This window comes from Pseudomonas sp. 22085 (assembly GCF_052045815.1).
GTDB classification, from domain to species: Bacteria; Pseudomonadota; Gammaproteobacteria; order Pseudomonadales; family Pseudomonadaceae; genus Aquipseudomonas; species Aquipseudomonas glycinae.
In genome coordinates, this window is sequence record NZ_JBQEQA010000024.1 from 13227 (window position 1) to 28440 (window position 15214).

11 protein-coding genes are annotated in these 15214 nt (G+C 61.3%); 6 read left to right on the forward strand and 5 right to left on the reverse strand.

Annotation, left to right across the window (positions count from 1 at the left end):
• Positions 1–278: 278 nt before the first annotated feature.
• Positions 279–3020 carry an aconitate hydratase AcnA gene (gene acnA / locus ACTJK7_RS24660; protein WP_440780713.1) on the reverse strand — a complete coding sequence of 914 codons (2742 nt, stop codon included), beginning with the start codon at positions 3018–3020 and terminating at the stop codon, positions 279–281.
• Between the two features lie 221 nt (positions 3021–3241).
• On the opposite strand from acnA, the gene rlmM reads away from it, so the two are divergent.
• Positions 3242–4315, forward strand: a complete 1074-nt coding sequence (rlmM, locus tag ACTJK7_RS24665; RefSeq protein ID WP_323151128.1) for a 23S rRNA (cytidine(2498)-2'-O)-methyltransferase RlmM — start codon at positions 3242–3244, stop codon at positions 4313–4315.
• 65 nt (positions 4316–4380) lie between these two features.
• Positions 4381–4632, forward strand: coding sequence for a sulfurtransferase TusA (gene tusA, locus ACTJK7_RS24670; protein ID WP_007953079.1), 252 nt, complete (start codon positions 4381–4383; stop codon positions 4630–4632).
• Positions 4633–4682: 50 nt separating this feature from the next.
• On the opposite strand, the gene ACTJK7_RS24675 is transcribed toward tusA, so the two are convergent.
• Positions 4683–6092, reverse strand: a complete 1410-nt coding sequence (locus tag ACTJK7_RS24675; protein WP_041475594.1) for an MATE family efflux transporter — start codon at positions 6090–6092, stop codon at positions 4683–4685.
• A 179-nt stretch (positions 6093–6271) separates the two neighbouring features.
• Between ACTJK7_RS24675 and pdxB the strand changes: the two genes are divergently transcribed.
• Positions 6272–7414 carry a 4-phosphoerythronate dehydrogenase PdxB gene (pdxB, locus tag ACTJK7_RS24680; protein ID WP_440780714.1) on the forward strand — a complete coding sequence of 381 codons (1143 nt, stop codon included), beginning with the start codon at positions 6272–6274 and terminating at the stop codon, positions 7412–7414.
• A gap of 57 nt (positions 7415–7471) precedes the next feature.
• On the opposite strand, the gene ACTJK7_RS24685 is transcribed toward pdxB, so the two are convergent.
• Positions 7472–7651, reverse strand: a complete 180-nt coding sequence (locus tag ACTJK7_RS24685) for a PA1571 family protein (RefSeq protein ID WP_085654383.1) — start codon at positions 7649–7651, stop codon at positions 7472–7474.
• Positions 7652–7910: 259 nt separating this feature from the next.
• Between ACTJK7_RS24685 and ACTJK7_RS24690 the strand changes: the two genes are divergently transcribed.
• Entirely contained in the window at positions 7911–9704 is a 1794-nt protein-coding gene (locus ACTJK7_RS24690; RefSeq protein ID WP_440780715.1) for an ABC transporter transmembrane domain-containing protein, read from the forward strand.
• 93 nt (positions 9705–9797) lie between these two features.
• Here ACTJK7_RS24690 and ACTJK7_RS24695 read toward each other — a convergent pair whose 3' ends face one another.
• Complete coding sequence (locus tag ACTJK7_RS24695; protein ID WP_440780716.1) at positions 9798–11726, reverse strand: transglycosylase SLT domain-containing protein; 1929 nt, start codon at positions 11724–11726, stop codon at positions 9798–9800.
• 215 nt (positions 11727–11941) lie between these two features.
• Here ACTJK7_RS24695 and ACTJK7_RS24700 point away from each other — a divergent pair, with 215 nt between their 5' ends.
• Positions 11942–13864 carry an ATP-binding cassette domain-containing protein gene (locus ACTJK7_RS24700; protein ID WP_064381114.1) on the forward strand — a complete coding sequence of 641 codons (1923 nt, stop codon included), beginning with the start codon at positions 11942–11944 and terminating at the stop codon, positions 13862–13864.
• 77 nt (positions 13865–13941) lie between these two features.
• Here the strand turns inward: ACTJK7_RS24700 and ACTJK7_RS24705 are convergent, their stop codons facing one another.
• The gene (locus tag ACTJK7_RS24705) at positions 13942–14379 is read right to left on the reverse strand and encodes a universal stress protein (protein ID WP_064381112.1); all 438 of its coding nucleotides are present in this window, start codon (positions 14377–14379) and stop codon (positions 13942–13944) included.
• 103 nt (positions 14380–14482) lie between these two features.
• Between ACTJK7_RS24705 and ACTJK7_RS24710 the strand changes: the two genes are divergently transcribed.
• On the forward strand, positions 14483–14920 hold the full coding sequence (locus ACTJK7_RS24710; RefSeq protein WP_064381109.1) for a hypothetical protein: 438 nt from the start codon (positions 14483–14485) through the stop codon (positions 14918–14920).
• The last annotated feature ends 294 nt before the right edge of the window (positions 14921–15214 follow it).

Here is a 15214-nt window from a genome sequence, read left to right on the forward strand (position 1 = left end):
GTTTTCGGAAGGCCTGCTATGGCGAATGTCTTACACGCGCTGGTAGCTTTTTCGACTATTGCCGATTGGATCCAGAGCGTAATCTAGCCTCATCAACTGAAGCACAGGGAGTGTTTCAGGATCACGGATGATCGACCATTAGCAAGGATCGCTGCCGACAGGGAGTCGATAATGGTCTTGGGAAAAACCCGCTTCGGCGGGTTTTTTTTCGCCCGCAGAAAAGTGTCACGTTCAAACAGAAACACCGCCGATCCGGCGGTGTTTCTGCATCTGCAGGTCTACGAGGCGATCAACTGGCGCAACACGTAATGCAGAATCCCGCCGGACTTGAAGTACTCCACCTCGTTCAAGGTGTCGATGCGGCACAGCACTTCGATTTTCTCCTGCCGTCCGTCTTCACGAGTGATGACCAGGGTCAGGTTCATCCGTGGCGTCAGCTCGACACCGCTCAGGCCCTGGATGTCCAAGGTTTCCTTGCCGGTGAGGTTCAGGCTCTTGCGGTTCTGATCCAGCTTGAACTGCAACGGCAGCACGCCCATGCCCACCAGGTTGGAGCGGTGGATGCGCTCGAAGCTTTCAGCGATCACCGCTTTCACGCCCAGCAGATTGGTGCCCTTGGCCGCCCAGTCGCGGCTGGAACCGGTGCCGTATTCTTGCCCGGCAATCACCACCAGCGGGGTTCCAGAGGCCTGATAACGCATGGCCGCGTCGTAGATCGCCAGTTTCTCGCCGGTCGGAATGTAGATAGTGTTGCCGCCTTCCTCGCCGCCGAGCATTTCGTTGCGGATACGGATGTTGGCAAACGTGCCGCGCATCATCACTTCGTGGTTGCCCCGGCGCGAGCCGTAGGAGTTGAAGTCCCGTGGCTCGACGCCTTGCTCGCGCAAGTAACGTCCGGCCGGGCTGTCGGCCTTGATGTTGCCGGCAGGGGAGATGTGGTCGGTGGTCACCGAATCGCCTAATAGCGCCAGCACTCGAGCACTTTTCACATCGGCGATCACCGGCAAAGGCCCGGCAATGTCATCGAAGAACGGCGGATGCTGGATGTAGGTCGAATCCGCTTGCCAGACGTAGGTCGCGGCTTGCGGGACTTCGATGGCTTGCCACTGTTCGTCACCGGCAAACACCTCGGCGTATTCCTTGTGGAACATCGCCGTGTTGACCTGATTTACCGCGTCGGCGATTTCCTTGCTGCTCGGCCAGATGTCGCGCAGGTACACCGGGTTACCCTGTTGGTCGTTACCCAGCGGTTCGCTGCTGATGTCGGTGCGCACAGTGCCGGCCAGGGCGTAAGCGACGACCAGCGGTGGCGAGGCCAGCCAGTTGGTTTTCACCAGCGGATGCACCCGGCCCTCGAAGTTGCGGTTACCGGACAGTACCGAAGCCACGGTCAGGTCGGCTTTCTGGATGGCTTTTTCGATCGGTTCCGGCAGCGGCCCGGAGTTGCCGATACAAGTGGTGCAACCATAGCCGACCAGCGAAAAACCGAGCTGATCGAGGTACTGCGTCAACCCGGCGGCTTTGTAGTAATCGGTGACGACTTTCGAACCCGGAGCCAGCGAGCTCTTCACCCACGGCTTGCGGGTCAGGCCTTTTTCCACGGCTTTTTTCGCCAGCAGGCCGGCAGCCATCATCACGCTGGGGTTGGAGGTGTTGGTGCACGAGGTGATCGCGGCAATCACCACCGCGCCGTTTTTCAGGCGATAGGTATGGCCGTCGTACTCGTAATCCGTTTCGCCGACCAGATCGGCATTGCCCACCGCCACGCCACCGCCACCCTCGCTTTCCAGACGTCCTTCTTCCTTGCTGGTGGGTTTGAACTGCAAGTCGAGGAAGTCGCTGAACGCCTGACCGACATTCGGCAGCGAGACGCGGTCCTGCGGGCGTTTCGGCCCGGCGAGGCTGGCTTCGACGCTGCCCATGTCCAGCGCCAGACTGTCGGTGAACACCGGTTCCTGACCGGGCAAGCGCCACAGACCCTGAGCCTTGGTGTAGGCCTCGACCAGCTTCACCACTTCCGGCGGACGGCCGGACAGGCGCAGGTAATCCAGCGTCACGTCATCCACCGGGAAGAAGCCGCACGTCGCGCCATATTCCGGAGCCATGTTGGCGATGGTCGCGCGGTCGGCCAGCGGCAGGTCGGCGAGGCCGTCGCCATAGAACTCGACGAATTTGCCGACCACGCCTTTCTTGCGCAGCATCTGGGTCACGGTCAGCACCAGATCGGTGGCGGTGATGCCTTCCTTGAGCTTGCCAGTGAGTTTGAAACCGATCACTTCCGGAATCAGCATCGACACCGGTTGCCCGAGCATCGCGGCTTCCGCCTCGATCCCGCCCACGCCCCAGCCAAGTACGCCGAGGCCGTTGATCATGGTGGTGTGGGAGTCGGTGCCGACCAGCGTGTCGGGGAAGGCATAGGTGCGGCCGTCTTCGTCCTTGGTCCACACGGTGCGGCCGAGGTATTCGAGGTTGACCTGATGGCAGATTCCGGTACCTGGCGGCACCACACTGAAGTTGTCGAAGGCGCTCTGGCCCCAGCGCAGGAAAGCATAGCGTTCGCCGTTGCGCTGCATTTCGATGTCGACGTTCTGTTCGAAGGCGCTGGCGCTGGCGAATTTGTCGACCATCACCGAGTGGTCGATCACCAGATCCACCGGCGACAGCGGGTTGATTCGCTGCGGATCACCGCCGGCCTTGGCCATGGCGGCGCGCATCGCGGCCAGATCGACCACGGCCGGTACGCCGGTAAAGTCCTGCATCAGCACGCGGGCAGGGCGGTACTGGATTTCCCGGTCGGAGCGACGCTCCTTGAGCCACGCGGCAATGGCCTTGAGATCGGCGCCGGTGACGGTTTTTTCATCTTCCCAGCGCAGCAGGTTTTCCAGCAGGACTTTCAACGACATCGGCAGCTTGTCGAGATCGCCTAAGGTCTTGGCGGCATCCGGCAGGCTGAAATAGTGGTAAGTCTTGTCATCGACTTTCAGGGTTTTCAGTGAATTCAGACTATCGAGGGACGGCATTACGATCACTCCTTTGAGTCCGCACGGCTACGGACTGAGGGGACGGGCAGAGCTATCAACGTAGCCCTGTTTTCAGTAGCTGGCTAATAACTGGACTCTATGGGCAAGTCCAAGGTTCCGACATGGGCTATCATGCGCCGGTTTTCGTGACAGGCTTTGCTTCAGCGCAGGTCTGGGCATCGCGCAGGGGATGAATGATCGCCCTCTGCCCAGGAGTAAGAATGAACACCCTATTCATGCATTGCCGGCCAGGCTTCGAAGGCGAAGTCTGCTCGGAGATTTCCGACCTCGCCGCCCAACTCAACGTGGCCGGCTACGCCAAGGCCAAACCGGCCACCGCTTGCGCCGAGTTTGTCTGCACCGAAGAAGACGGCGCCGAACGCCTGATGCGCGGCCAGCGTTTCGCCGAGCTGATTTTCCCGCGCCAGTGGGCGCGCGGGTTTTTCATCGATCTGCCGGAAAACGACCGTATCAGCGTGATCCTCGCGCACATGAGTGAATTCCCGGTGTGCGGCAGCCTGTGGCTGGAAGTCGTCGACACCAACGACGGCAAGGAGCTGTCGAACTTCTGCAAAAAGTTCGAAGGCCCGCTGCGCAAGGCCCTGACCGGCGCCGGCAAACTGGTGGAGGACACCAGCAAGCCGCGTCTGCTGCTGACCTTCAAGAGCGGTCGTGAAGTGTTTCTCGGTCTGGCCGATGCCGGTAACTCGGCGATGTGGCCGATGGGCATTCCGCGTCTGAAGTTCCCGCGTGAGGCGCCGAGCCGTTCGACCCTGAAGCTGGAAGAGGCCTGGCACCACTTCATCCCCCGCGACCAGTGGGAAGATCGTCTGCACAGCGACATGACTGGCGTTGACCTCGGCGCAGCGCCGGGCGGCTGGACCTGGCAACTGGTCAACCGCGGCATGCTGGTAACCGCCATCGACAACGGTCCGATGGCCGAAAGCCTGATGGACACCGGTCTGGTGCAGCACTTGATGGCTGACGGTTTCACTTTCAAACCGAAGCAACCGGTGGACTGGATGGTCTGCGACATCGTCGAGAAACCGGCGCGCAACGCCGCGATGCTCGAAGAGTGGATCGGCGAGGGTCATTGCCGGGAAGCGGTGGTCAACCTGAAGTTGCCGATGAAGCAGCGTTACGCCGAAGTGAAGCGCTTGCTCGAACGCATCGCCGACGGTTTCAAGGCCCGTGGGATCAAGGTCGACATCGGCTGCAAGCAGCTGTACCACGACCGCGAGGAAGTGACCTGCCATTTGCGCCGCCATGACGTGAAGAAAGCCAAAGCCCGCTGAGCGCACGACAGGTGACCGAACACCCGGCATTGGGCGACAATGCCGGCCAGTTTCAGGAGTGAATCATGAGTGAAATGATTGATACGCCGGTCGACGGCACCCTCGACGCTACGGGCCTCAACTGCCCGGAGCCGGTGATGATGCTGCACCAGCACATCCGTGACCTGGTGCCTGGCGGCCTGCTCAAGGTGATCGCCACCGACCCGTCGACCCGCCGCGACATCCCCAAGTTCTGCGTGTTTCTCGACCATGAACTGGTGGGGCAGCACGAAGAGGCCGGGACCTATCTGTACTGGATCCGCAAGAAGTCCGGTTGATCGAAAGGCAAAAAAAGACCTGCAAATGCAGGTCTTTTTTTTATGGCCGGTCAGCCCATCGAGCGACTGATGCGAATGCGTTTGCGTGCGCTGCGCGTCAGGCGGATCGACAGCATCAGCGCCGCGCAGCTGAGGCCCACGATCAAACCTTCCCACAAGCCGCTCGGGCCGCGTGGTTCGCCGAGCCAGTCGGTCAGGCCGAGGGCGTAACCTACCGGCAGGCCGATGCCCCAATAGGCGAACAGGGTCAGGATCATCGTCACGCGAGTATCCTGATATCCGCGCAACGCACCGGCGGCAGTAACCTGAATCGCGTCGGAAAACTGGAACAGCGCCGAATACACGATCAGCATCGCCGCGATGTGAATCACCATCGGGTCAGAGGTATAGATCGCCGCAATGTGCTCGCGCATCAGCAGCATCATGCTCGCCGACAGGCAGGCGTAAGCCAGCGCGGTGCCCATGCCGACACCCGCGGCGAATCGCGCTTCACGGGGTTCTTCACGGCCCAGCGCCTGACCGACCCGCACGGTCACGGCCATGCCCAGCGAATACGGAATCATGAACACCAGCGAGCTGACGTTCAGCGCGATCTGGTGCCCGGCCACCACCGTGGCGCCTAGGCTGCCGATCAGCAGCGCGATCACCGCGAAAATGCTCGACTCGGCAAACACTGCGACGCCGATCGGCAGACCGATGGCCAGCAAACGCTTGATCACCGCCCATTGCGGCCAGTCGAAACGGCTGAACAGTTCGCTCGACTTGTAGGCCGGGGCCCAGCGCTCATAACCGGCCAGGCCCAGCGCCATCACCCACATCACGATCGCCGTGGCCCAGCCGCAGCCGACGCCGCCCATGGCCGGCACGCCGAAGTGCCCGTAAATGAACACGTAGTTCAACGGAATGTTCAGCGCCAGCCCACACAGGCCCAACACCATCGCCGGCCGCGTGCGGCCGAGGCCATCACTGGTGCAGCGCAGCACATGGTAGAAGGCCACAGCCGGCAGACCGCTGGCGATGCCGTGCAGGTACTGCATGCACGGGCCGATCAGCTCCGGATCGACCTTCATCAGGTGCAGGATCGGTTCGGCGCTGAACAGCATGGTGGTAGCCATCAAGCCCACCACCAGTGCCAGCCACAAGGCCTGACGCACGATCGGGCCGATCTCGCTGTGGGTGCCGGCGCCGAAGCGCTGGGCGACTTTAGGCGTGGTCGCCAGCAAAGTGCCGGTCATCAGCAGGAACACCGGCACCCAGATCGAGTTGCCCAGCGCCACGGCCGCCAGATCCTTGGGCCCGACGCGCCCGGCCATTACCGCATCGACGAAGCCCATGGCGGTGGTTGCCAGCTGCGCGATCATGATCGGCAGGGCCAGGCCGAGCAGATTCTTCAGCTCCAGGCGAACCCGGGCAGGGCGGTTGAGGGAAACGGCAGCAGGGCGGTCAGTCACGGAATTCACAGGCAAAGCGTCCACAGGGGTTGATGCGCAAGGCCGGGCATTCTACGCCGCTGACGTAACGGTCAGGAAAAATCCTCTGTTGCGTATTTGTAATCGCCGCGCCTCATCAAGAAATCAAAGCCTGCTGGCTCATCGCAGTCCCAGCGCCTACACTGCCGATCCGCCCAAGGAGCCTCGCCATGCTGATTGTCGCCGACGAAAATATCCCGCTGCTCGATGCCTTTTTTGCCGGTTTCGGCGAGATCCGCCGGGTGCCTGGCCGCTCCATCGACCGAGCCGCGGTCGAACAGGCCGATGTATTGCTGGTGCGCTCGGTGACCAACGTCAATCGCGCATTGCTCGAAGGCAGCAAGGTGCGTTTTGTCGGCACCTGCACCATCGGCACCGATCATCTGGATCTCGACTATTTCAACGAGGCCGGCATCACCTGGTCCAGCGCCCCCGGCTGCAATGCCCGGGGCGTGGTCGATTACGTGCTTGGCAGTCTGATGACCCTGGCCGAAATCGAAGGCGTCGAGTTGAGTGAACGCACTTATGGCGTGATCGGTGCCGGTGAAGTCGGCGGCCGCCTGATCAAGGTACTGAAAGGCTTGGGCTGGAACGTGAAAGTCTGCGACCCGCCACGTCAGGCGGCCGAGGGCGGCGACTATGTCAGCCTGGAGCAGATCATCGCGCAGTGCGACGTGATCAGTCTGCATACCCCGTTGACCCGCCACGGCGATGACGCGACCTGGCATTTGTTCGACGAGCAGCGTTTGCAGCAGCTCAAGCCCGGCGCCTGGTTGATCAACGCGGCTCGCGGTTCGGTGGTGGATAACACCGCGTTGCGCGAAGTGCTGCTGGAGCGTGAAGACCTGCAAGCAGTGCTCGATGTCTGGGAGGCCGAGCCGCAAGTCGATGTGGCGCTGGCCGAGCTCTGCGTGCTGGCGACGCCGCACATCGCCGGTTACAGCCTCGACGGCAAGCAGCGCGGCACGGCGCAGATCTATCAGGCTTACTGCGACTTTATCGGTGAGCCCGCCATCATTCAGCTCGGCGATTTGCTGCCGGCGCCGTGGTTGTCGGTAGTTTCTTTGCATGCCGACAGCGATCCGGCCTGGGCACTGGCGATGTTGTGCCGTGGCGTGTACGACCCGCGCCGGGATGACGCGGATTTCCGTCGCACGCTGCTGGGCAGTGTCGGTGAGCAACGTGCCGCGTTTGATCTGCTGCGCAAACAGTATCCGTCGCGACGCGAGATCGAAGGCTTGAAGGTGCGGATCGAAGGTGATTCGCCGGCCCTGCGCCAGATCGTGACCGCGCTGGGCGCAATGGCCGTATAAACAGCGGGCAGAAAAAACCCGGCCTGCAGAGGCCGGGTCAGGAAGACGGTGGCGATATCACTTTTGTTCGGCAGGCTTGACCAATCGCTTCTCCAGTTCGCGGCAGGCGTTCTGGATCATGTCTTCAGTGATTGGCACTTCGCGCCCATCCTTATCGATCATCGAGCAACCCAGAGGTTGGCCGGGCTTGGTGCGGATCACTTCAATCTTGTCATCGCTGCTGTGTTGCAAGGACATGGCCTGTCTCCTCATCAGGTTGTGTGCCTAGATTAAAACCGTCAGGTGACCAGGCTGTGACAACTCCCTGCGGTCGGATCGGAACGGCATCTCCACTCAAACAGAAATGACCGTCCGTCTCAACCCGGACCTTAGACCAATAGCATCTAGAGGGTAGTCGAGCCGGTCATATTTAACCTGACTCATTGTGATTTACAGAGTTCCACCCCATTTGAGTCTGTAGGCTGGCCCTATCCACCCGCACACGACGTGAACCTGAATGATCCCGATGCTTTCCTCGCGCCACCGCCGGGCCTTGCGCCTGACCAGTCATTTCCTTGCTCCCTATCGCTGGCCGGCCTTCGGCGCACTGCTGGCGCTGATCGTCACGGCGGGCATCACCCTGTCGATGGGGCAGGGCATCAAGCTGCTGGTCGACCAAGGCTTCATGACTCAATCGCCGCACTTGCTCAATCAATCCATCGGCCTGTTCATGTTGTTGGTGTTCGGTCTGGCGGTCGGCACCTTTGCGCGGTTTTATCTGGTGTCCTGGATCGGTGAGCGCGTGGTGGCGGATATCCGCCGGCAGGTGTTCAACCATCTGGTGTACCTGCATCCCGGGTTTTACGAGGACAACCGCAGTTCGGAAATCCAGTCGCGGCTGACGGCTGATACCACGCTGCTGCAATCGGTGATCGGCTCGTCGCTGTCGCTGTTCCTGCGTAATCTGCTGATGGTCATTGGCGGTGTGGTGCTGCTGTTCATCACCAACGCCAAGCTCACCAGTATCGTGGTGATCGCACTGCCGCTGGTGATTGCGCCGATCCTGATTTTCGGTCGTCGTGTGCGCAACCTATCCCGGCTGAGTCAGGACCGGATCGCCGACATCGGCAGCTACGTCTCGGAAACCCTCGGCCAGATCAAGACCGTACAGGCCTACAACCATCAGGTGCAGGACGAACAGCGTTTCGCCAGTACCGTCGAGCAGGCGTTCGAGACTGCGCGCAAACGGATTTTCCAGCGGGCCTGGCTGATCACGCTGGTGATCGTGCTGGTGCTCGGCGCCGTCGCGGTGATGTTGTGGGTCGGCGGCATGGACGTGATCGCGGGGCGGATTTCTGCCGGTGAACTGGCGGCGTTCGTGTTCTACAGCCTGATCGTCGGCAGTGCGTTTGGCACGTTGAGCGAAGTGATTGGCGAGTTGCAGCGAGCGGCCGGCGCCGCCGAGCGCATTGCCGAATTGCTGCGGTCGGAGAACATCATCCAGCCACCGACCACGGGATTGGTGACGCTGCCGGAACGAGTCAAAGGCGAGCTGGAATTGCAGGATGTGCGTTTTTCCTACCCTTCGCGTCCCGAAAGCCTCGCCGTCGATGGCTTGAGTCTGACGATCAACGCCGGCGAAACCCTGGCGCTCGTAGGACCGTCTGGCGCGGGCAAGTCCACGGTGTATGACTTGCTGCTGCGTTTCTACGATCCCCGGGAAGGGCGGATTCTGATCGATGGCGTACCGCTGACGAGCCTCGATCCGCTGGACCTGCGTCGCTGCTTCGCGCTGGTCTCGCAAACCCCGGCGCTGTTCTTCGGCAGTGTCGAAGAGAACATCCGTTATGGCTGCCCGTCGGCGACCCTTGAACAAGTCCGTGAGGCCGCCAGAATTGCCCACGCCCACGACTTCATCGAACAGATGCCCGACGGTTACCAGACCCACCTGGGCGATGGCGGCCTCGGCCTGTCCGGCGGGCAACGCCAGCGCCTGGCCATTGCCCGGGCGTTGCTGGTCGACGCGCCGATCCTGCTGCTCGACGAAGCCACCAGCGCCCTCGACGCCCAAAGCGAACACCTGATCCAGCAAGCATTGCCGAGCCTGATGCAAAACCGCACCACGCTGGTCATCGCCCACCGTTTGGCCACGGTGAAAAACGCCGACCGGATCGCGGTGATGGATCAGGGCAAACTGGTGGCGATCGGCACGCATCAGGAGTTGATCGCCAGCAATCCGCTGTATGCGCGGTTGGCGGCGTTGCAGTTCAATGATGGTCGTCAGGTTTCAACCGACCCTGTAACCGACTAAGTAATCGACCTAGTGGAACGCCATAAAAAATGCCCGCATCTCTCGATGCGGGCATTTTTGTTTACGTCGATCTATCGGCGATAGGCGCCCCGATCACTGATCGTCGAAATACCGCTCATGCCAGTCCACCAGCGGTTGTGGCGAGTTGAGTTTCTGGCCGTAGATCACCGAGTAGGACAGCACGTTCTGTACGTACTGGCGGGTTTCGTCGAACGGGATGCTTTCCACCCACACGTCGAAGCTCAGATGGTCGGCGCCACGCAGCCACTGGCGCACGCGGCCGGGGCCGGCGTTGTAGGCGGCGGAGGCGAGCACGCGGTTGCCGTTGAACTGGCTGTGCACCTGGCTGAGATAAGCGGCGCCTAGCTGGATGTTTTTGTCCGGATCCAGCACCTGCTGTGGCGAGGCCAGTGGAATGCTGAACTTGCGAGCGGTTTCCTTGGCGGTGCCGGGCATCAGTTGCATCAGGCCGCTGGCGCCGACGCTGGAGCGGGCGTCGTCCATGAACGCACTTTCCTGGCGGGTAATGGCGAATACCCAGCTCGAATGCAGGCCACGCACCTTGGCTTCGCGCACCAGAGTGTCGCGATGGGCCATCGGGAAACGGATGTCCAGATCATCCCAGTACTGCGCCTGACTGATGGTGCGGATGGCCGGGAAATACCATTTCAGGTCGTAGGCCAGTTTTGCCTGGGCGACCATTTCATCGCGGCTGAAATGCCGGCTGACGTGATACCACTCGCGGCGGCCGTCGACGATCTGCCCACGGGCGTGGAACTCCAGCGCACGACGCACGCCCGGGGTGTTGCGCACCTTGTTGATCAGCGCCTGACTGAGCACCAGCGGCTTGTTGTTCAGCGAGTACGGCGATTGCGAGCGGTCGGCGGCGAGGAAGCCGTAGAAATCCCGTTCCCGCGACAGATTCTTGTACAGCGTCTGTGCTTCCGGGTTTTGCGGTTGTGCCAGTTCCAGGCTGCGGGCCTGCCAGTAGCGCCAGCGGTTGGTGGTGGCCAGGTCCTGTGGCAAACGACGGGTCAATTGGTAGGCGTCATCCCAGCGCGCCAGACGCAACAACAGACGCAGACGCCATTCGGACACGGTGTTGTCACGCAGTTCCGGATCGTACTTGGTCATCACATCCAGCGCGCGGCTGTCGAAGCGACGGGCGAGGGTCAGGCCGATTTCCCGGGCGATCGCGACTTTTTCATCCCGGGAGAAATGCATGCTGCTGGCATAACCGTCGAGCAGGGCCATGGCCTTGTCCGGGTCCTGACGCGCGAGGCGGCGCAGGCCGAGGCTGACCACATCGGACATCGGCTCATCGGCCGGCGTGAAACGCGAGGGTTGGTTGAGCAGTTCCGGCTTTTGCGCCACATCCACCAACAGTCGACCGCGCGGGGCGAGGGTGGTCAGGCCGTTGACGAGGCTGTTGGCCAGCGGATAGTTACGGTGCTGGGCGGCGAGTTTGGCGCGTTCCCAGCGTTTCTGTTCGGTCAACTGACCTTCGGCGGCCCACATGCCGAACAGCGCATCACAGGCGGCAGGCTGGGATTTGCCGGTCAGCCAGAGCTTATCGGCATTGGCGAAACCCTCGGCCTTCTTGTTGTGGCTGATCTGGTACTGCGCGTTGAGGCAGTCAAGTTCAGTGAAATTCAGTTTCGGGTCGTAATACTTGACGAACGTCGCCCAATCGCCGCGATCGGCCAGCCAGCGCAGCCAGCGCAATTTCATCCAGTTGGCCTGCGGCAGGTCACCGTGCTCGGCGAGGAATTTCTCGATCTCCGCGTTGCTGGCGGTTTTCAGCCGCGCAGTCAGCTCGTCGTAAGCCAGGTACGGCTCCAGTGGATAGTCGGCGAGGGCCTGGCTGTAACGGAAATAGGGACCGCTGTCGCCCTTGGCCAGGGCGCGCTTGGCTTCATCGTAATACTGGCGTTGGGTGGACAGGTCCACCGCCTGGGCGGATTGAACGGCAGCGGCGGAAAGCAGCAAACATGACAAAACACTGAAGAGGCGACTGCGCATGAGACATCCGGGCAGAGAAATCATGACAAGTGCCGGCCCAAAACCCGCACTGAATTGTCTGTAGCTTAGCCTTTTGCCAGCAGGCGGCGAAAGCTTTGCCGGCCTCGCAGCACAAGTTCGCAACAAATGTTGTGCAGAGTGCGTCAGCGGCGAAATTGCCGGCCTGCTCGGGCCCCGATTCAGGTAGAATGCGCCCCCGGTTTTTGGAGAAGCTCATGACCCTGCTCAAATTCAGCGATGTGTCCCTTGCATTCGGCGCGATGCCGTTGTTGGACAAGGTGTCCTGGCAGATCGCCCGTGGTGAGCGGGTGTGCATCATCGGCCGCAACGGCACTGGCAAATCCAGCATGATGAAACTGGTCAAGGGCGACCAGAAGCCTGATGACGGCTCGGTGTGGCGTGCCCCCGGTCTGAAAATCGGTGAATTGCCGCAGGAATTGCCGGTGGCCGACGAGCGGACAGTGTTCGATGTGGTCGCCGAAGGCCTCGACGGCGTGGGTGCCTTGCTCGCCGAATACCACCACCTGAGCCAGAATATCGTCACCGACGCCGATCTGGACAAACTGATGCACGTCCAGCACGACCTTGAAGCCCGCGATGGCTGGCGCTTGCAGACCCTGGTCGACAGCACCCTGAGCCGCCTGCAACTGCCGGCCGACAAGACCCTCGCCGAACTGTCCGGCGGCTGGCGTCGTCGCGTGTTGCTGGCGCAGGCGCTGGTGTCCGAGCCGGACCTGCTGCTGCTCGACGAGCCAACCAACCACCTGGACATCGGTGCGATTGCCTGGCTTGAAGAAGCACTGAAGGATTTCCAGGGCGCCGTGCTGTTCATCACGCACGACCGTTCTTTCCTGCAAAACCTCGCCACCCGCATCCTTGAACTGGATCGCGGCGGCCTGATCGACTGGAACGGCGACTACGCCAGTTTCCTCGTTCACAAAGAAGCCGCGCTGGCCGCCGAAGAAACCGCCAACGCGCTGTTCGACAAGCGTCTGGCCCAGGAAGAAGTGTGGATTCGCCAAGGCATCAAGGCCCGTCGCACCCGTAACGAAGGTCGCGTACGTGCGCTGAAAGCATTGCGTGTGGAGCGCAGTGAGCGTCGTGAGCGCACCGGCAAGGCCAACATCCAGCTGGAAACCGCGGAGAAGTCCGGCAAGCAGGTGATGGTGCTGGATAACGTGAGCTTCGCGCATCCGGGCGGTCCGTTCCTGATCCGCGATTTCTCCATGGTGCTGCAACGTGGTGACCGGATCGGCCTGCTCGGTGCCAACGGTACCGGCAAAACCACTTTGCTGAAGCTGATGCTCAGCGGTCTGCAACCGACCAGCGGCAAAGTGGAGGAGGGCACCAGGATCGACGTGGCCTACTTCGACCAGTTGCGCCATCAGCTGGATCTGGAGAAGACCGTGATCGACAACGTCGCCGAAGGTCGCGACTTCATCGATATCGACGGCCAGAGCCGCCACGTGCTGAGTTACCTCGGCGACTTCCTGTTCAGCCCGCAGCGTGCCCGCACGCCGGTGAAGGCGTTGTCCGGTGGCGAGCGTGCGCGACTGTTGCTGGCCAAATTGTTCAGCAAGCCGGCGAACCTGCTGGTACTCGACGAACCGACCAACGACCTCGACGTGGAAACCCTCGAGCTGCTCGAAGAAGTGCTGCTGACCTTCAACGGCACGGTGCTGATGGTCAGCCACGACCGGGCATTCCTCGACAACGTGGTTACCAGCACCCTGGTCTTCGAAGGTGAAGGCAAGGTTCGCGAATACGTCGGCGGCTATCAGGACTGGATCCGTCAGGGCGGCTCGCCGCGTCTGCTGGGCGTGACCGAAAGCAAATCCGGCAAGGCTGACCTGAATTCGGCGGTGGTCACTGCCGAACCGGCTCCGGTTGCCGCGCCGGTTGCTGCGGCCCCGGCTGCGAAAAAGAAGCTGAGCTACAAGCTTCAGCGCGAGCTGGAAGCGCTGCCGGGCGACATCGATGCCAAGGAGCAGCAGATTGCTGCTGTTGAGGCTGAAATGGCCGAGGCCGGCTTCTATCAGCGTCCGCCGGCCGAGACGGCCAAGGTGATTGCTTCTCTGGAGCAGTTGCAGGCTGAGCTGGATGCGCTGGTGGAGCGTTGGGCCGAGCTGGACGCCTGATTGTTTCCAGGCATGAAAAAGCCCGGCGTCCAGTGATGGGCGCCGGGCTTTTTTAGTTTTTTTTCAAGTGCCTGGGATCAGCGTTTGACCAGGTGCACCGCCAGCACATCGCAAGGTGCGCCGTGCAGCACGTCATTGGCGGTCGAGCCCAGCAACAGCGCCAGACCATGCCGGCCATGGCTGCCGACCACGATCAGGTCGCAGCCCTGTTCCTTGGCGAAATGGTGGATTTCCTGACGTGGCTGGCCGTAGGTCAGATGGCAGTTGGCGCCTTCGAGTTCGGTGTATTTGTGCTTCAGGCGTTCGAGACGTTCCTTGGCCTGATCGAACTGCTGCTGTTGCAGTTGTGACAGATCCATCGGCACGTCACCGCCAAAGGCCATGGCCATCGGTTCGACGATATGCACCAGTGACAACTTGGCGCCATTGCTCACCGACAGCTCTCGGGCGCGGTGGATCACAGGGTCGCACTCTTCGGTCAGATCTACGGCGACCAGGACATGGTGGTAGGGCATGAGGTGCTCCTCGTGAGGGATCAATATTGGTAAGTATGGCTGGTTTCAAGCGCATTGGTTCCAAAGTGACGCAATGGGCTCATCAAGATTCGGGAGTAGAGATATGACGGTCTGGCTGGTGGTGTCAATCCTGCTGGTGGTGTTGAGTCCACTGGCGTGGTTGCGTCCGTCCCGTGCACAGAGTGGCCGGATAGCCTTGCGCACGGAGGCCCGGCGTATCGGGCTGGCCATGCAGCTGGCACCTCAAGAGTGGCCGCACTGGCTGAGCCAGGAGCCGCCAAACCCGTGCGCGCAATACCATCGGCCACGCCGTGGCAAGCAGCCGGCGTGCTGGGCGTATTGGCAGAAATCGCCGGGGGTTTGGGTGAATCAGTGGCAGGAAGTCTGTGAGGATCCGCTGCTGCTCAATCATTTCGAAAAATTGCCGGGCAACGTTTTCAAGGTCGAGGCGGACAAGCAGATGATCGCGCTCTATTGGGGCGAGAAGGGTGACGCTTCGGTTTTGCTGGAAATTGATGCCACGCTGAAAGCGCTGGCATGACTCACGGACTTTTCGCGCTGCAACGGTGCGAAACGTCCGGCAGACGCGCAATAAAAAGCCCGACATGATTCATCGGGCGGGGTTGGCCAGGCAGGCCGGAAATTCTTCTTGGCGTTGACCCGGAGTGATCCGGTCAGCAAACGTGCACCTGTTTTCCTTCGTAGTCCAGCCAGCGTAGCCTGTTAAACAAGGCTTGCGGTGAATTAGGGCGACTTTTCTAACTATTAATCTTATGAATGCCCTCACATGCAAGCATGTGTGGCCGGGCTGCGTCCTACAGAAATGACCGCAAAG

What these genes read in the sequence shown, in the direction of transcription:
- pdxB (WP_440780714.1), top strand. Translation starts at nt 6,272, where the DNA reads ATGCTGATTGTCGCCGACGAAAATATCCCGCTGCTCGATGCCTTTTTT.
- ACTJK7_RS24690 (WP_440780715.1), top strand. Translation starts at nt 7,911, where the DNA reads ATGATCCCGATGCTTTCCTCGCGCCACCGCCGGGCCTTGCGCCTGACC.
- rlmM (WP_323151128.1), top strand. Translation starts at nt 3,242, where the DNA reads ATGAACACCCTATTCATGCATTGCCGGCCAGGCTTCGAAGGCGAAGTC.
- ACTJK7_RS24695 (WP_440780716.1), bottom strand. Translation starts at nt 11,726, where the DNA reads ATGCGCAGTCGCCTCTTCAGTGTTTTGTCATGTTTGCTGCTTTCCGCC.
- ACTJK7_RS24700 (WP_064381114.1), top strand. Translation starts at nt 11,942, where the DNA reads ATGACCCTGCTCAAATTCAGCGATGTGTCCCTTGCATTCGGCGCGATG.
- ACTJK7_RS24710 (WP_064381109.1), top strand. Translation starts at nt 14,483, where the DNA reads ATGACGGTCTGGCTGGTGGTGTCAATCCTGCTGGTGGTGTTGAGTCCA.
- tusA (WP_007953079.1), top strand. Translation starts at nt 4,381, where the DNA reads ATGAGTGAAATGATTGATACGCCGGTCGACGGCACCCTCGACGCTACG.
- ACTJK7_RS24685 (WP_085654383.1), bottom strand. Translation starts at nt 7,651, where the DNA reads ATGTCCTTGCAACACAGCAGCGATGACAAGATTGAAGTGATCCGCACC.
- acnA (WP_440780713.1), bottom strand. Translation starts at nt 3,020, where the DNA reads ATGCCGTCCCTCGATAGTCTGAATTCACTGAAAACCCTGAAAGTCGAT.
- ACTJK7_RS24705 (WP_064381112.1), bottom strand. Translation starts at nt 14,379, where the DNA reads ATGCCCTACCACCATGTCCTGGTCGCCGTAGATCTGACCGAAGAGTGC.